General features: G+C 46.3%; 13 protein-coding genes. 3 read left to right on the top strand and 10 right to left on the bottom strand.

The genetic code is table 11. The features are described from left to right. The 4 genes from LZG73_RS16640 to LZG73_RS16625 form a co-directional block, all read right to left on the bottom strand. Nucleotides 1-372 carry a type II toxin-antitoxin system HigA family antitoxin gene (locus tag LZG73_RS16640; RefSeq protein WP_233852493.1) on the bottom strand — a complete coding sequence of 124 codons (372 nt, stop codon included), beginning with the start codon at nt 370-372 and terminating at the stop codon, nt 1-3. Between the two features lie 21 nt (nt 373-393). Further along, a complete protein-coding gene (locus LZG73_RS16635) occupies nt 394-687 on the bottom strand; it encodes a type II toxin-antitoxin system HigB family toxin (RefSeq protein ID WP_233852491.1) in 294 nt (97 codons plus the stop codon). 110 nt (nt 688-797) lie between these two features. Next, a complete protein-coding gene (locus LZG73_RS16630; protein WP_233852489.1) occupies nt 798-1250 on the bottom strand; it encodes a hypothetical protein in 453 nt (150 codons plus the stop codon). 12 nt (nt 1251-1262) lie between these two features. Further along, nucleotides 1263-2060 carry an AraC family transcriptional regulator gene (locus LZG73_RS16625; protein ID WP_233852487.1) on the bottom strand — a complete coding sequence of 266 codons (798 nt, stop codon included), beginning with the start codon at nt 2058-2060 and terminating at the stop codon, nt 1263-1265. Nucleotides 2061-2215: 155 nt separating this feature from the next. Here LZG73_RS16625 and LZG73_RS16620 point away from each other — a divergent pair, with 155 nt between their 5' ends. Then, nucleotides 2216-3160 (top strand): NADP-dependent oxidoreductase, encoded by a 945-nt coding sequence (locus tag LZG73_RS16620; protein WP_233852485.1) that lies wholly within the window; start codon nt 2216-2218, stop codon nt 3158-3160. On the opposite strand, the gene LZG73_RS16615 is transcribed toward LZG73_RS16620, so the two are convergent. Beyond that, nucleotides 3143-3520 (bottom strand): nuclear transport factor 2 family protein, encoded by a 378-nt coding sequence (locus LZG73_RS16615; RefSeq protein WP_233852483.1) that lies wholly within the window; start codon nt 3518-3520, stop codon nt 3143-3145. The two genes, LZG73_RS16620 and LZG73_RS16615, sit on opposite strands and share 18 nt — an antisense overlap. A 103-nt stretch (nt 3521-3623) precedes the next feature. Between LZG73_RS16615 and LZG73_RS16610 the strand changes: the two genes are divergently transcribed. Next, nucleotides 3624-4916 (top strand): voltage-gated chloride channel family protein, encoded by a 1293-nt coding sequence (locus LZG73_RS16610; RefSeq protein WP_233852481.1) that lies wholly within the window; start codon nt 3624-3626, stop codon nt 4914-4916. Here LZG73_RS16610 and LZG73_RS16605 read toward each other — a convergent pair. From LZG73_RS16605 to cobA, 5 genes are read right to left on the bottom strand one after another with little or no spacing between them, the layout of a single operon-like run. Continuing rightward, nucleotides 4911-6389, bottom strand: coding sequence for a rubredoxin (locus LZG73_RS16605; RefSeq protein ID WP_233852479.1), 1479 nt, complete (start codon nt 6387-6389; stop codon nt 4911-4913). The two genes, LZG73_RS16610 and LZG73_RS16605, sit on opposite strands and share 6 nt — an antisense overlap. Nucleotides 6390-6393: 4 nt before the next feature. Continuing rightward, nucleotides 6394-9918, bottom strand: a complete 3525-nt coding sequence (locus tag LZG73_RS16600; RefSeq protein WP_233852477.1) for a nitrate reductase — start codon at nt 9916-9918, stop codon at nt 6394-6396. A gap of 46 nt (nt 9919-9964) precedes the next feature. Beyond that, nucleotides 9965-11272 (bottom strand): NarK family nitrate/nitrite MFS transporter, encoded by a 1308-nt coding sequence (locus LZG73_RS16595; RefSeq protein WP_233852469.1) that lies wholly within the window; start codon nt 11270-11272, stop codon nt 9965-9967. A 39-nt stretch (nt 11273-11311) separates the two neighbouring features. After that, nucleotides 11312-12670, bottom strand: a complete 1359-nt coding sequence (locus LZG73_RS16590; RefSeq protein ID WP_233852467.1) for an alginate export family protein — start codon at nt 12668-12670, stop codon at nt 11312-11314. 30 nt (nt 12671-12700) lie between these two features. Then, complete coding sequence (gene cobA, locus LZG73_RS16585) at nt 12701-13459, bottom strand: uroporphyrinogen-III C-methyltransferase (RefSeq protein WP_233852466.1); 759 nt, start codon at nt 13457-13459, stop codon at nt 12701-12703. A gap of 277 nt (nt 13460-13736) precedes the next feature. Here cobA and nirB point away from each other — a divergent pair, with 277 nt between their 5' ends. After that, nucleotides 13737-16253 (top strand): nitrite reductase large subunit NirB, encoded by a 2517-nt coding sequence (gene nirB, locus LZG73_RS16580; RefSeq protein ID WP_233852464.1) that lies wholly within the window; start codon nt 13737-13739, stop codon nt 16251-16253. Nucleotides 16254-16522: the final 269 nt, after the last annotated feature.

Raw genomic sequence — 16522 nt, 5'->3', positions numbered from 1 at the left:
TCAGCGGAGCTCATAGGCTTGCATCAAAGCCTCAACTGGAATGCGCAGCAGCTTGCTGAATTTGCGAATCATCGTTAAGGAAAGCGCCTGTTTGTAATTTAAAACTTTACTTACCGTCCCCTTATCACCATATTCCTTTGCCAAATCAGCCGATTTGAAACCGAAATCATCCATTCGAATCTTGATGAGCTCAATCGGATCAACCTTTGGCAAATTCCCTCCGATCTTTTCGTACTCCGAAATCAGGTGCGCCAGCAAAAGCTTTTCTTTATGGTCCTCGCTATTTTTGGCAGCATTCTTTACTTCCTGATATCGAGTCAAAGCAAGCGAATAGTCGCTATCATTCTCGATAAGAAACCATTGTTTTTTCATAATTTGTTGTGATTATCAATATTAAACTGTTTCAGCATCAATCTGATCATATTCCGAATGTGTTCCGACGAACCGTATCTCGACAATCTGATCTTCGTAATCCACTTCAACAATAAGGCGGTACTTATTGCCAACAATCTTAAAGCGAGCTCGTTTGTTGGCTATTATTTTCGCTCTTGGAAAGTCTCTTAGAACGTCACTGCTCCTCCGCCAGTTGGCTTCCTCTACGACCGTCTTCCACACCGACAAGCTTTTTCCCGAATCAGAATGTTTGCGCGCGAAATCCGATATTTTGCGTAACTGAATAATTACCATGCTCCATAATTAGGTGATTTAATCCATGATAGATGGAACATGTTGATACACAAAATTAAATTTTAGTTGGTAAAATACCAACTAGTGATTTAAATTTTTTTCCCAAACTGCTAACTATAAACCGAGAAATACCAGACCCAGGCTATGAAAAAGAGCTGCAATGGAACTCGGAACCAGAGGTAAGTGGGGCCGGCTCCGTCGTAGGTGCCTTTTTCGTAATTGAGGTTTTTGAGGGCCGCATTGATGTTGGAGGGAAGAACAAGGATGAAAAAAATGATGATGACGACTCCAGTCGCTTGTTTGTAAGCAGGAAAAAGGAGCGGAATCCCCATCAAGATTTCCATAATTCCAGTAATGTAAACCACTTCTTTTTTAAAAGGAACGAAATCCGGCAGCATCATGGACATTCCTTTGGTAAACTTAAAGTGCCCCAAGGCAGTGAAACACAGCATTAAACACATGGCCAGGTTACCGCTTAACGGCAAATTCCAATTTCCGCTAAACAGCTTGAAGAAAACCGCAGTCAACCCAAATACGAAGAGCAACAAGACAAATGGCTTCATAGTCTAATCCAATTAAACATTTTCCAAAACGAATTGCTTCCTGAAACCCGTAGGACTCAGGCCCTTATGCTTTTTAAAAAGCCGGTTCAAATGGCTTTCGTCGGTGAAGCCTAGTTCTGCGACGATCTCGTTGATTCGCATGTCGCTGTGTTGCAGGCGCATTTCTACTAATTTGAGCTTAAAATTGGTAATATATTGCTGCAAAGATTCTCCCGTATGCTTTTTGAAATAACGGCCCAGGTAACCTTCTGAAATCCCAAAATGTGCCCCAATGCTTTCAATTCGCAATAAATCAGGCGTGTAAATGTTTTCTTGAATGTAATTAATGATATCCATCACCGTGTTGCCTGTGCTGTCCGAAACTTTCTCAGGCATCGTCATGGCAATGTTCCGCGCCACAATGGTGATCATCGTGTTGACGAGCTGTGAAATCAGCTCCTGGTGATAAAGCGACCGGTTCACGAGCTCGGTTGTGATTGAATTGATCAAGGCTTTTACCAAAACCTTGTCGCCCGGATTGCACAAGATGCAGCCCGGCTGGTGACTCGCATTGCGCAAAATATATTCCATGCGCCGAATCCATTCGGCGTCGCGGCCCTCCTGTTCCTTCCTGCTTTTGATATAAATATCGCTGAACCGGATAAAATAAAATTGCGTAGTTTCCTGAATCGCAAACGAATGCTGGTCGTCCGGGGTGATCAGGAACATGTTTCCGGGATGGTAAGTAAACTGGTTTTTATTGATCGAATGCTTGCCCGTGCCATTCACAATGTAGACGAGCTCGAAGAAGTTTTGCCGATGTTCACTCATCGGACATTCATCAAGCTCTTTATAAATTATTTCAAACGGTTGGTATAAACTTGCTCTGGCCATATACGCAAAGTTACAGAAGAATGTAATTTTTGTACAAATGGAATCGTCTGTTTCTGTACAATTTTGCAATGTCAATTTAAAACAACAAAAAAATGAAAGCGATTACATTAAAGACATTTGGAGGCGTTGAAAACTTGGAAACCGTTGAACTACCCATTCCCGAAATAGCCGCTAACGAAGTCTTGGTTCAGGTTAAGTCCATCAGTATCAATCCGGTCGATGTGAAAACGCGTGCTGGGAAAGGCATGGCGGGCAGATTAAAAGAGCTTGATCCGCTGATCTTGGGCTGGGATATTTCGGGAATCGTAACGGCGTCCAACGCACCTGATTTTAAAGTGGAAGACGAAGTTTTCGGAATGGTGAATTTTCCCGGACACGGCAAAGCATATGCAGAATTTGTGGCTGTTCCCGCAGACCAACTGGCGATAAAACCGGCTAACATCAACTTCGAGGAAGCCGCCGCTGCGACGCTGGCTGCATTGACTGCCTGGCAAGCATTGGTTGTGCATGCGAAAATTCAGGAAGGTCAGAAAGTGCTCATCCATTCGGCCGCGGGTGGCGTTGGGCATTATGCCGTGCAGCTGGCCAAATATCTGGGCGCTTATGTTGTGGGAACGGCATCGGCGGAAAACAAGGAATTTGTCCTAAGTCTCGGAGCGGACGAACACATTGATTATAAGGCAAGTCCATTTGAGGAACAGACTTCGGATATCGATTTTGTTCTAGACACAATCGGCGGTGACAACATTGACCGTTCGCTGAAAATCATCAAAAAAGGTGGCTCGCTCATTACGATCCCGTCCGGGTTAAGCGATGGGGTTGCCGAAAAAGGCAAGGCTGTTGGTGTTAATGCATATTTTTTTCTGGTCGAATCAAATGGCGCGCACATGAAAGAAATTGCAGCGTTGCTTGAAAAAGGCATTATTAAATCACACGTCTCGTCCGTATTTCCTTTTGAAGAAATGGGCCAGGCACATTTGCAAGTGGAAACAGCACACACCAGAGGCAAAGTCGTGGTGTCAACTGATATCCGTTAAGCGCGTGATTTTGTTGTCATAAAATTCGAAGACGGACTTGCCGCTGAGGTTAAGTTCGTCTCCATTTTTCATCCCATTGGGCAAGTCCACAGCCATAACACCGTAATAATCAAGCTCTATTTCTGACCAGTTTTCGTTGTGAATGAAGGTTTTAATGCTTTGTTTTCTGGATGAAAACACCTGAATGGCTTGTTCCGCTTGCTGCCGGAACTCTTCCAGTCCGCACAATTCCATCGTCACTTCGTCATTGACAATGTTTTGGAAAATGATCGTTTCGTCGAAGTCGGCCACCATCGCGTCGACGTCGCAATTGTTGTAGGCGGTCACATAATTGGTGATTACTAATTCCCGGTCACTCATGGATTTGTTTGGATATGGATGATTCTTGCCCTTAAATATAGAAAATAGCCTGCCAAAAACTTTTAACTTTGGCCGATACAGGAAATGTGTCTTCCTGCCTGAAATGTCAAGTAACCGAATCCGTCGTTTAAAAAGCCTCATTCCCCTCATCAGGGTTTATCCGATTATTTTTTTTGCGTTTAAATGGCTGCTGCTTTCCATTTTGATCGGCGTGCTGGTCGGCTCTGCTTCTGCGCTGTTTCTTGTCTCGCTCGACTGGGCTACAAATTGGCGGGAAAGTCACTTTTGGATTATTGCATTACTGCCTGTTGCGGGGTTTTTGATCGGCTGCCTGTATCATTATTGGGGAAAAGATGTGGAAGTCGGAACCAATCTTTTGCTTGAAAACATTCATCTGCCAGCAAAGATTATCCCGTTAAAAATGGCTCCGTTTGTGCTGATCGGCACCCTTGTGACGCATTTGTTTGGCGGTTCTGCGGGTAGGGAAGGGACAGCCCTGCAAATTGGCGGCTCCATCGCGGATCAGTTTACCAACATTTTCAAGCTGCATCCGCGCGAGAGAAGTTTGATCATCATTGCGGGCATTGCAGCCGGCTTTGGCTCTGTTTTCGGGACGCCATTAGCCGGAGCGATATTTGGCATTGAGGTTTTAGTCATTGGTAAAATGCGCTATAATGCGTTGATTCCGGCCCTTTTAGCATCTTACATCGCGGACATAACGACCAGCGCCTGGCAGGTCGGGCATACGCATTATCACATTGCACTCGTGCCGGATATTTCCACTTTGAATGTCGTTTATTCCATCCTCGCAGGCCTCCTTTTCGGCTTGTGCTCAGCTTTGTTCGTCTGGCTCACGCATTCTATAGGAAGTGTTTTTAAGTCCAAAATCGCTTTCCCTCCGCTGCGTCCGCTGATTGGCGGGGCTGTTGTGGCGCTTGCCGTGTTTGCAATGGGAACGACGCGTTACATTGGATTAGGGATTCCAGTCATCGTCGCATCTTTTTCAGAACAGCTTCTGCCTTACGATTTTGCATTGAAAATCATTTTCACAGCAGTGACATTGGGAGCGGCCTTTAAGGGCGGAGAGGTTACCCCGCTATTTTTCATAGGCGCAACGCTGGGAAGTGCGCTTTCTTACTTCATTCCTTTGCCCACCGGGTTGCTCGCCGGAATGGGCTTTGTTGCCGTTTTTGCCGGAGCCGCCAACACACCCATTGCCTGCACAGTCATGGCGATGGAGCTTTTCGGCACATCCTGCGGCGGCTATGTCGCCATTGCTTGCATCGTCGCTTATTTTGTTTCAGGGCATCGGGGCATTTACGGTTCGCAGCGCATCGGGCGATCCAAGTATTTCGTAAATCGACGCCACGAAGGCAAAAGGTTGTCAGATTTATGAGCCTATGCTTTCAAATGATGCTGTTTTATTCAATTCAACCGGCATAAGGGCCGATTTGGCATTGTCACAAGTGCTGCAACAATAAGTTTCCGGCAATGCATCAAAGCTCGTTCCTGGCAAGATTTCTTGTGCGGCGTCGCCGAATTCAGGGTCATAAACAGTGAAGCAGTCCATGCATTGATAGACCAGCGTAACCGGTTTCACAATTGTTTTCAAATCGTCATTTTCCAGTGCCAATGATCTTAAATTTTCCCGCGAGCGCTGGTTATTGAATCTTCTGCAAAGTTTTTCGAGCTGTGCGGGCAAATGTATTTTAAAAAGCCCTTTTTCAAAAAGCAGTTGCGTACGACTGTTCGGGTTAAAGTTTTCAGTGTAATAAATGTCGTAAACGTGAAACATCGCCAACTGCCCAATCTGCAATAATGGTCGTTTTTTGATCAACACACTGCCAAAAACCTCCGATTTCGCCTTGGTTTGTATACCAAAACAAAGACCAAAAGTGCGCATGTCATTTTTATCAAAATAATGGATCAGGTCATTTTTAAGTGCTGCACCGTCCTCATTATGGTCCTCCGTTTGCCACGCAAGCTCGTTTGCCGCGTGCCGCACATTAATGTTATGCTTGCCCAGAATGTTGCTCCAATCCGCACGATATTGATCCTCTATTCCCTTAATAACCAATGATTTCCAGGGTGTGATACAAATCTCTCCAATCCGTGTTTTGAGACATAAAGCGCAAGCATCCAGCAAAAACTCGATCGGAAATTGCTCATCCCGGCGATATAAACCAAGCCATGTTCTGGATTCGTAACGGTTAAAACCTTCATAATAAGGCAGTGTGAAAGAAGGCAATTCTAGGTCGTGCGTGGCGGGTTGCGACACATAACGAACCTTTCGCTGCACCGCCTCGTACAAACTTTCTTCCCCGCAACATTCACCCGAAAGCATACAATCCTCAATCACTTTTGCAACGCGCCCGATCTCATTCGTGTAAACCAGATCATTCCATTTGTAAACCGTATTTGTCTGTTTGTTGCGCACATATAAATACCAAAAATGCGGCTCCGGCGAAGAAACGAAATTTAAATTTCCTGTAAAAAACGGCGTAAAACTTTGGTTAGAGTCTGAAATATTGATTTTCAATGCCGGATCATAATCAAATGTGTCCAGCACGGAATGATATTCGTTCGCATCGAGCCACTGTCCCGTCCTGAAAACCTCCTCTCCGCAGTAAGAACTCACAATGTTAGGCTGTCGATCCGTGTTCATTTCGTAGAAAATGCCGCTCTTTTTCAGATCTTTTTCCAAAAAACGCATATCCTCATAAAACACGGACATCAACAACTGCTGCCGCGAACCGAAACGGACTTTGCGCACATTCGCATTCCACGCAGCAGTCAGAATGTCTTTGAGATAACCGGGCGACGCAATGCCTCCCGGGAGATTTATTTTTACATTATAATAGTCTCTCATGGCGCTAAACTAATGTTGCTTCTGCTGCTTTTTCCAAAATACTTCTCACTTCCGGCCGGCATGAGCCGCAGCCCGTTCCTGCGCCTGTGCGCTGGCATAATGTCTGAAAATCAGTGCATCCGCTGGTAATCGCCCGTTCTAAATTTCCCTGGCCGACATTGTTGCACGAGCACACCAATTTCCCTTCCAGAGGCTCCACTTTCTGGCTCGCCCGCAACAATTGCAAACGCTTATCTGAAAGCTCTATGGAATTGGATATTAAATCTTTATATTCCAAAAATTCATTTTTGTCTCCAATCAAAATGGCTCCAACGAGCTTATCGCGAAATACAATGCACTTCTTATAATAGCGCTTTGATTTATCAATAAAAACGATCTGCTCGTAAGCCGGATCATTATTTGGAACGTCGGTTAAGCCAATGCTGCAAAGGTGCAATCCTTCCATTTTCAGGATGTTCATGGACGTGCTGCCTTTGTAGGGCTGAGAAATATCGCCGGCCATGTATTTGGCAATGGCTTCGGCTTGCTGCTCGGCGGCTAATGTGATGCCCCACATTTGTCCGTTCCATTCGGCTATTTCGCCCGCTGCGTAAATGTCCGGATCGGAAGTTTGCAAATAATCGTTTACCACCACGCCCCGCTTGCAATCGAGCCCGGCTTCGCGCGCAAGCTCGATAACCGGCACCGTCCCAATCGCCATCACCACCACATCGCAAGCTATTTTTCGGCCAGATTTTAGCCTTATGCCTTCCACTTTTTCCTGACCGCTGAATGTCGCAACTTCATCATTAAAGTATGTTTCAATGCCTCGGTCCACCAATTCCTGGTAAAGCAATTCACTAGCCAGCGGATCAAGCTGACGCTCCATAAAACGGCCGCTGCGCTGAATCACGCTCACTTTTACATTCATTTCTAGGAAAGATGCAGCAAGTTCAAGACCAAGAATTCCGCCGCCAACGATTACGGCATGCGGTTCAGACTGTTTCAAAAAAGGCATCAGTGAATCCGCATCCAACCGCGAGCGCATATTGAAAATTCCGGGCAGATTAGGAACGCCTTTTGGCATAAAAGCCTTGCTGCCCATGCCCAAAATTAGCCTGTCATAACTGTGTTCCTGGCCGTTGCTATCGACAGCCGTTTTGTTATTTCTATCAATATGGACAATGGAAATGCCTTTATGCACGATAATGTTATTCTCCTCAAACTGATCCTCCCGCAATTTCACCAGCTGCTCCCAATGCTGCGCCCCGCTGATGTAATCGGGAAGCATTACGCGGTTGTAAAATGGATAAATTTCTTTCGAAAAAACGTGGATTTCGTCTTCCTGATTTAAAGCGCGATATGCATTGATAAAGCCAAGCCCAGCCGAGCCAGCGCCAATAATAATGATCTTTTCAATTGGCTTTTTATATGGAGACACTTCAACCGCTGAGAATTTGAAATCGGGTTCTTTTGATTTTGGATCGACCAGATTGCTGGTCAGGTTATTGGCCCTGGCGAGATTGCTGCCCAAGATTTTGCCCCAGTGCATGGGTAAGAAGCAGAGGCCGGGGCGCACGTCTTCTGTAATGTTCACCTTTACCCGAACTTCGCCTCGGCGGCTTTTAATCATCGCTAATTGGCCTTCTTTGATGTTTCGGTTTTTTGCGTCTTCTGGGTGGAGTTGTAAGAAAGGTTGAGGTGTGTGTTGGTTTAATTTCGCTACGCGGCCCGTTTTAGTCATGGTATGCCATTGGTCGCGTATTCTGCCGTTGGTTAAAACCAACGGGTAATCTGGCGTTGTGGGTTCGGAGGTGTTTTCGTCGGGGACGGCGTGGATTTGGGCTTTTTTGTTTTTGGTGTGGAATTGGTGGTTGGTGAAGAGTCTTTTGGTGCCAGTTGTATTTGGTGTGGTGTTGTTATTTTGTTTTGATGCGGGTAGGGGCCATTGGATGCTTCTGGTGGTTTTTAGCAGTGTGTAATCTACGCCGGTTATGTCAATGTTTGTGTTGGCGGTGCATTGGGTGTATTCGTCGTAGACTTCGGAGGTGTTTTTATAATTAAATGATTCGCCGAAGCCCATTTTTGCAGCGAAACGCCAAATGATTTCGGCGTCTGGCAAGGCTTCACCGGGTGCGTCAATGGCTTTGGGTAAATGCGTGATGCGTCTCTCTGCATTGGTCATCGTGCCTTCTTTTTCCAGCCACGCCGCCGCCGGAAGCACCACGTCTGCAAACTTCACCGTATCCGCGCGGTTCGAGATGTCCTGAACGACCACAAACCGCGACTTCTTCAGCGCGTTTTCGACGCTGTTCATGTCCGGCATGCTCACCAGTGGGTTAGTGTTAATGATCCAGATTGCTTTCAACTTATCGTCAGCGAGTGCTTCAAACATTTCCGTGGCGGTCAGTCCTGGCTTATTTGCGATTTGAACAGTTGTATTCCAAAATGCCTCCATCTCGGCACGATGTGCTGGATTTGCAATTTCGCGGTGACCGGGCAGCATGTTCGCTAATCCGCCCGTTTCGCGTCCGCCCATTGCATTCGGTTGTCCGGTCAATGAGAATGGTCCATTCCCAGGTTTCCCAATTTTTCCGGTGATCAAATGCAGGTTAATGAGCGAAAGATTTTTATTCACGCCAATTACCGACTGGTTAAGCCCCATCGTCCAAAAAGACAAAAATCCTTCTGCCTGACCGATCCATTCTGCGGCTGTGTAAATGTCAGCAGCATTGATTCCACAAAGCTCAGCGGCTTCGTCGACGGTTCTTTGCATTACTTTTTCCCGAAAGTCTGCATAACCGTCCGTATGGTTGGTGATGAAGTTTTGGTCAATGTAGTTTTTCTCGATTAATATTCTTCCAATGGCATTGTTCAGCACAATGTCGGTGCCCGGCGCGGTCTGCAAATGCAAGTCTGATGAGCGCGAAGTGTCCGTTTTTCGGGGATCGACGCATATAATTTTGACATCAGGGTTAGCCGCTTTATGGGCTTCCACGCGACGCCAGATGATCGGATGGCACCAGGCAGGATTTGCGCCGGTTACAAAAATAACATCGGCCGCCTCGATGTCGTCGTAGCAAACCGGCACGCTGTCCTCGCCCAGTGCCAGCTTGTAACCCACCACGGCCGAGCTCATGCAAAGCCGCGAGTTGGTATCAATGTTGTTTGAGCCTATAAAGCCTTTAATGAGCTTGTTAACCAGATAATATTCTTCTGTCAGGCATTGCCCCGAAACGTAAAACGCCACAGAATCAGGGCCGAATTTCTTAATCAATGTTTTAAAAACAGCAGCCGTCCGTTCCAATGCCTCATCCCAACTCACGCGCTGCATGGGCATCGAGCGGTTCATACGCATTTGCGGATAAAGCAGCCGATCCGACTGGTCCATCACGGTGTAATGCAGGTTCATGCCCTTGGAACACAACATGCCCTTGTTCGAAGGATGCTCCTTATCACCTTCCAAGCTCAATTGCCCGTTCCCCTCCTTCGTAACCACAACCCCACAGCCCACGCCGCAGTAACAGCAAGTTGATTTGAATGTTTTCATGGTGATAATTAGCAGATTACGGAGTGGAAAATGTGTCGCTGCTCTTTTACGCTTCGGCCGGTTCCAGCGCTCCTTCGGTAACCATGCTTCTTGTTTTATCAAAATTGATCAAAGCAACAACAGCTGCGATGCAGGCAATCGCCACGCCTATGTACATGAATGCTTGCGAATAAGTGATTTCGCTGGATTTGAATAAAAAACCGGCTAAAACCGCCCCGACATTGCCACCCGCGCCGACGATGCCACTCACGGAACCAATCGCCCTAGGATTGATAAAAGGCACAATCGCATAAGTGACGCCATTGGCCATTTTCAGAAACATCGCGAAGCAAAGCATCGTAACCACCGCCGCAACAATGCTTCCGCTCTGCGCAAACAATGCGATACCAATTCCTTCGCACGCCAGCAAGAGCGCCAGCAGCTTTCCTTTGCCGATCATGCCATATCTGTTACCCACTTTATCAGCGACAATTCCGCCGACGGCTCTTGCGAAAATGTTCATGAAACCAAATGCTCCTGCCAAAATTCCAGCAGTTGCCAGCGACGTTTCGAAGTTTTCAAAAAAGTAAAGTGCAGCCACATTGTCAAATGTGATTTCTATTCCAAAACAGGCTCCGTATGCCAGGAAAAGTCCCCAGGTTCTTGGATCTTTCATCGCCAGGGCCAATGTTCCTTTTGTCTTAACAGCCTTTGGGTTAGTAATTTCAAGATCCTCGAAGTTGCCGGCAGGGGTGTCTTTGGTAAAGCGATAATAGACAAACGCAAAAATGAACAGCAACACGCCCGGGATCACCATCGCAATTCTCCACGCAGATTCCGGCAGGTAACCCATGCCCACAAATCCGGCAAAAACCAATGGCATAACCATATTTGTAACGCCGCCGCCCAGGTTTCCCCAGCCGCCAGCCACCGCATTGGCCGTTCCCACGATCTTCTTATCAAACATCACCGAAGTGTGATATTGCGTGATCACAAATGATGCGCCGATCACGCCAATCGCCAGACGGAACAGCAAAAAGCCTTCATAGGACTGAACCAAGCCAACACTCATTACTGGAATCGAACAAATGCCCATCAATGCTGCGTAGGTTTTTCTAGGCCCCCAGGTGTCGCACAATTTGCCAATCGCAATGCGTGCTACAACCGTTGCGGCGACAGATGCGATGATGATGTTGCCAATCTGACTTTTAGTCAAACCCAAATCCGCCTTAATAACGGTCATTAACGGCGCTAGTCCAAACCAGCCGAAAAAGCAAAGGAAAAAGGCCATCCACGTCAGGTGGAAAGTGCGCATTTGTACGCCTTTGAAACTGAAAATATTCAACTTTTCAAGCGGCTTGTTAGTCGTTTCCATAGTTAATAGGAGTTTTTTGTATGATGTTTTTGGAAATGCTTATTTCAAAAATTCAGGCTTGATATTGATCATCAGATAAGCCCAGTTAGCCATTTTCTGCGGGTCTTTCACGGCCTTAACCTGCGCCAAACTGTTTGTTGGCAGGAATGTGCAATATCCGCCCTGGAAGCTGATGGTTTTGGTGAGATTATAAGTCGCAATGATGTCCAGCTCTTCTCCGAAATTGGCTGAAAGCTTCTCGTCTTTCGCATTACGAATGTTGGCTGCACTTGAAAACTGGTGTAAGTCAACGGCTATGGACAGTTTTTCGGAGGCTTTGATCACACTATTGATATAAAAATCCGCCAGGCCGCCTTTACCGAAACCATTGGCTGCGTAGAAGTAGTCCATTTGACCCCAAAACTTGTGCGGTGTGCCGTAAAGCGGATCAAAGGTGCTGTTTTTGCCAGAACCGTTGGCGGTCCCGGAAGTGTAATCAAACCCCGGCCCAATGGAGAATACCTGGCTCGCTCCAAACATTCCGCGCACCGAATACATGTAAGCTTTTAGTGATTTGCCGTCCTTGTCTTTGCCTGTTTGGTAATATGCGCTGGCAGTCAAATTCCAGGCTTTTCCCAGTTTGGTTTGCAGATAAGGGCCGAATGTAACGCGCTTGTTTGTGCCATTTTTGACAGTTCTGACACCCGCTGTATCCACTGCGTATTTTTGAAAATCATCTTTTAAAAGCAAAAAAGAAACATTTCCCGGTTTTAGTTTTTTACCCAAATAAGCGAACTGCATGGACTTGTACATGGTACCAATGCCATTTGTTCCGGCTGCATAACCATTTGGAACGCCATCGTATAATGTGCCGGTCCGAAGCTCACGGTTTTGGTTATACGCAAGTCCAATGTGTGCAGTAAAGCCATTGAAACTATATTTCAATAATGCTGCATCGTGACGGCGTGCTTGTTGCAACCAATCCAGGTTTCCAAGTAATCGACTATCATCATAAAGCAATTCCTGCCGCCCGATCTTTAATGCAAATTCTTTTCCCAGGTTGGTCTGGTTTGTATCCAGCAAACTGATTTCACCCCAGGCCTCATGCAACATTAGCCCATTCAGCGCCGGGTTGGTAATGCGGTTATTTGTTGAAGCATCTTGTCCCCACACCCTGACATCCTGAACAGCAACAAAGAACTGCGTTCTGTAACCCTTGTAACCTGCGTTAACCCTGGTTCTTTGAGATGTGAAAAAAGCAGGTTTATCGGTTTTCGATAATGGCGACCCTTGTCCGTGTAGCAATTCTGAACGTGTCCGCAACTGGCCGGAGAGGCTAAACTGCGCATTGGCTTCGCGCGGACCGAGCAGGCAAAGTCCTGCCGTGACCAGCAATAGGAGGTAAAAGTTTGTTTTCATGATGTATAGATGGGTTGAGTAAGCCGGATTTCAGGAAACCAGTTGCATGCTTTGCAAATATTCCATTGCATAGGACGGATGTAAAGCCACCACTTCTCCCAGGATCATGATGGCGGGCGTGCCGATGTTGTGCTCTTTCACAAGGCGGGGAATTTCCCAAACCTGTCCCATCACACTCTTTCCATCTGGCCGGGTGCCGTTCTGGATCACTGCCATCGGCAAATGTCCACGGCCAAAGTGCTTGTAAAGCGCACAAATCTCAACCACTTTGCTCAATCCCATCAAAACGATCACCGTGGCTTTCGACTGGGCGGCTAGTCGCAGGTCTTCCGACAATTCACCGTTCTGCGTGGTGCCGGTTATCACCCAAAAACTTTCACTCACGCCGCGGCGCGTCACCGGGATTTCCATCGAAGCCGGAACAGCAATGCAGCTCGAAACGCCGGGCACCACTTTGCAGGCAATGCCATGTTCGCGTGCATATTCCATTTCCTCATGCCCGCGACCGAATACAAATGAGTCGCCGCCTTTGAGTCTCACCACATGGCCACGTTTGCGAGCAAGGCGGACGATCAGGCCATTGATTTCTTCCTGAGAAAAAGAAGGATTCCCGACTTTTTTTCCAACGTACATTTTCAAAGCATGCGCAGGAGCGAAGTCCAGGAGCTCCACATTAGCCAGCTCATCATACAAAACCACATCGGCCTCTTTTATTGCTTTGATTCCTTTCAGTGTAATTAATTCTCCATCGCCAGGTCCGGCGCCCACAAGTGTCAGTTTTGCTTTCATCTCATATATAGGTAACAGAGTGAATGTTGGAAATGTACTAAACATAGTAATTTGTAACTACTCCATTTATTGATTCAAAATTAAGGGCAATATTTTATAAAACAATGCTTTTACCAATATTTATGTTTCATTTTTGCGATTATTGCGAATATAAAATTAGGAATTTGATAAAATGCGATTTATGTTTGTCTTGTCTAAAATGAAGAAATACTGCCTTAATATTGAAATTATACAAACAAATAATATTGTTTTCACAAATTAATAGTTATTATTTACTATGAATACTATATCAAACACCCATATTGTTGTGATAGGCAATGGTATGGTAGGCTACAAATTCTGTGAAAAATTGCTCGCTAAGAAAAAAAGTGATCAGCAAATCACCCTCACTGTTTTTGGTGAAGAACCTCGTGTGGCGTACGATCGTGTACATTTGAGCGAGTATTTCGCAGGTAAAACGGCGGATGAGCTGACATTGGCGTGCGCAGACTGGTATGCTGATAATGGGATTAGGCTGTTCCTCTCCGATCCTGTAGTGGACATTGATCGCGAAGAAAAGCTGGTAAGATCTCACCATGGACATATAGTATACTATGACTATCTGATCATGGCGACAGGCTCCGGCGCGTTCGTCCCAAGCATTCCTGGTGTGGAGAAAGATGGGGTGTTTGTATATAGGACAATAGAAGATCTGGAACTGATCCAGTCATACGCTCGCAAAGCCAAGAAGGGTGCTGTGCTCGGCGGTGGATTGCTTGGTTTGGAAGCGGCGAAAGCATTGTTAGACCTTGGTTTGCAAGAAGCGCACGTGGTAGAATTTGCTTCGAGATTGATGCCGCGGCAGATTGATGATGCCGGTTCCCGCATCTTGCAAAACCAATTGGAATCATTGGGATTACAAATACATCTTGCCAAAAGCACACAGGAAATTGTAGGCGGTGACTGCATTGAAGGCATGCAATTCAGTGATAACAGCCTTTTGGACGTTGATATGCTCGTAATTTCAGCGGGAATTCGTCCGCGTGACGAGTTGGCCAAAATTGCAGGACTTGAAACGCACCCGAGAGGCGGCATTGTGGTGAATAATCAGCTGCAAACTTCCGATCCCAACATTTTTGCGATAGGAGAATGTGCATTGGCGCATCACATGATTTACGGGCTCATCGCGCCGGGTTATGAAATGGCCGAAGTGGTTGCAACATTGCTTTTAGGTGGTGACAAGGAGTTTTTGCCTTATGATATGTCTACGAAATTGAAGCTCATCGGAACGGATGTAGCAAGTTTTGGTGATCCGTTTATCCAAGAGCCTGCTTGCAAAACCATTCGTTATGAAAACAAGGCGAAAGGGGTTTATAAGCGCATTAATGTTAGTCAGGACGGCAAAACATTGCTTGGCGGAATCCTCGTTGGTGACGCGGAACAATATAATATGCTTTTACAAACCTGTAAAAGCAAAACCATCCTGCCACCCGATTCAGAGGATTTGATATTAGGATCGCGTGGGGGAGAAGAGGCAGGCGCGGGCGTGATGAGCTTTCCGGACGACGCGCTGATTTGCTCCTGCGAGGCGGTCACCAAAGGCATGATCTGCCATGAAGTGAGCGAAAAGGGCAATCATACGATGGATGCTTTGAAAAAATCCTGCAAAGCCGGAACAGGCTGCGGCGGCTGCGTCCCGATGGTGAAGGATATCATTTCGGGCGCAATGAAGCAAAATGGCATTTATGTCCGCAATGTGGTTTGCGAGCATTTCGATTATTCGAGACAGGAATTGTTGGATCTGGTCAAAATGAATGGTGCGAAAACGTATGGCGCCGTGCTGAATGAATTTGGAAAAGGGGATGGTTGTGAAGTTTGTAAGCCGCTCGTCGCATCATTACTCGCTAGTCTTTGGAATGAAAATATTTTACAAAAAGACCGCGCAACGATTCAGGATTCGAATGACCGTTTTCTGGCCAACATTCAAAAAGGCGGAACATATTCGGTTGTGCCCCGGATTCCTGGTGGAGAAATTACGCCGGAAAAACTGATCATCATCGGGCAAGTGGCGCAGCAATATAATTTGTATACGAAAATAACCGGCGGGCAAAGGATCGATTTGTTCGGTGCGCATTTAAATGACCTGCCGGATATTTGGGAAAAGCTAATTAATGCTGGATTTGAAAGCGGCCATGCTTATGGGAAGTCATTAAGAACTGTAAAAAGCTGCGTAGGATCAACCTGGTGCCGGTTTGGCGTGCAGGATTCTGTAACATTCGCTATTGAAGTGGAAGATCGTTATAAAGGCTTGCGCTCGCCGCATAAGCTGAAATCGGCGGTTTCGGGTTGTGTTAGAGAATGTGCGGAGGCGCAAAGCAAGGATTTTGGCATCATAGCAACCGAAAAAGGCTGGAATTTATACGTCTGCGGCAATGGAGGCTCAAAGCCGCAACATGCGCAATTGCTGGCAACGGATGTAGATAAGGAAACTTGCTTGAAGCTGATTGACAGATTTTTAATGTTTTATATCAAAACAGCCGACCCGCTTACGAGAACTGCGACTTGGCTCAATAAAATGGAAGGCGGCATGTCTTACCTGAGAGCCGTAATTGTGGATGATGTCCTGGGCATTGCGGCTGAATTGGAACAAGATATCCAACAGTTGATCGATGTTTACCAATGCGAATGGAAAGAAGTGGTGCAAAATCCAGAGCTGAGAAAGCGCTTCTCCCACTTTGTGAATGCGCCGGTGAAAGATCCCTCGGTCACTTTTGAAACTATGAGAGATCAGAAAAGAGCCAAGGAGTGGGCTTAGAGAGTTAAATCGATTTTGACCAAAAGCCTTGCATTTTGCCAGCTTTTTCAAAAATGGAAACAAGCTAACTGGCTATAATTTAGCATTTTGAAATTTTGCTAGCTTTTTTTAAAAAATAGAAAGCTAGCTAGTAAGCTCTGATCCAGTGCTTTGAATCTAGCCAACTTTTTATCCCCAGGTTGAAACCTGGGGCAAATAAATGGATCGCCGCTGACGCGGCTTGGCGATGTTTCTAAAAAAGCCGCGTCAGCGGCGACCGATATCATTAA

The sequence above is a fragment of the Dyadobacter sp. CY326 genome (assembly GCF_021390515.1).
Taxonomy (GTDB): Bacteria; Bacteroidota; Bacteroidia; order Cytophagales; family Spirosomataceae; genus Dyadobacter.
This window is presented reverse-complemented; position numbering and strand designations above follow the sequence as displayed.

Coding starts and splice junctions, on each gene's coding strand:
- LZG73_RS16640 (WP_233852493.1), bottom strand. CDS start 372: ATGAAAAAACAATGGTTTCTTATCGAGAATGATAGCGACTATTCGCTT.
- LZG73_RS16635 (WP_233852491.1), bottom strand. CDS start 687: ATGGTAATTATTCAGTTACGCAAAATATCGGATTTCGCGCGCAAACAT.
- LZG73_RS16630 (WP_233852489.1), bottom strand. CDS start 1,250: ATGAAGCCATTTGTCTTGTTGCTCTTCGTATTTGGGTTGACTGCGGTT.
- LZG73_RS16625 (WP_233852487.1), bottom strand. CDS start 2,060: ATGAGTGAACATCGGCAAAACTTCTTCGAGCTCGTCTACATTGTGAAT.
- LZG73_RS16620 (WP_233852485.1), top strand. CDS start 2,216: ATGAAAGCGATTACATTAAAGACATTTGGAGGCGTTGAAAACTTGGAA.
- LZG73_RS16615 (WP_233852483.1), bottom strand. CDS start 3,520: ATGAGTGACCGGGAATTAGTAATCACCAATTATGTGACCGCCTACAAC.
- LZG73_RS16610 (WP_233852481.1), top strand. CDS start 3,624: ATGTCAAGTAACCGAATCCGTCGTTTAAAAAGCCTCATTCCCCTCATC.
- LZG73_RS16605 (WP_233852479.1), bottom strand. CDS start 6,389: ATGAGAGACTATTATAATGTAAAAATAAATCTCCCGGGAGGCATTGCG.
- LZG73_RS16600 (WP_233852477.1), bottom strand. CDS start 9,918: ATGAAAACATTCAAATCAACTTGCTGTTACTGCGGCGTGGGCTGTGGG.
- LZG73_RS16595 (WP_233852469.1), bottom strand. CDS start 11,272: ATGGAAACGACTAACAAGCCGCTTGAAAAGTTGAATATTTTCAGTTTC.
- LZG73_RS16590 (WP_233852467.1), bottom strand. CDS start 12,670: ATGAAAACAAACTTTTACCTCCTATTGCTGGTCACGGCAGGACTTTGC.
- cobA (WP_233852466.1), bottom strand. CDS start 13,459: ATGAAAGCAAAACTGACACTTGTGGGCGCCGGACCTGGCGATGGAGAA.
- nirB (WP_233852464.1), top strand. CDS start 13,737: ATGAATACTATATCAAACACCCATATTGTTGTGATAGGCAATGGTATG.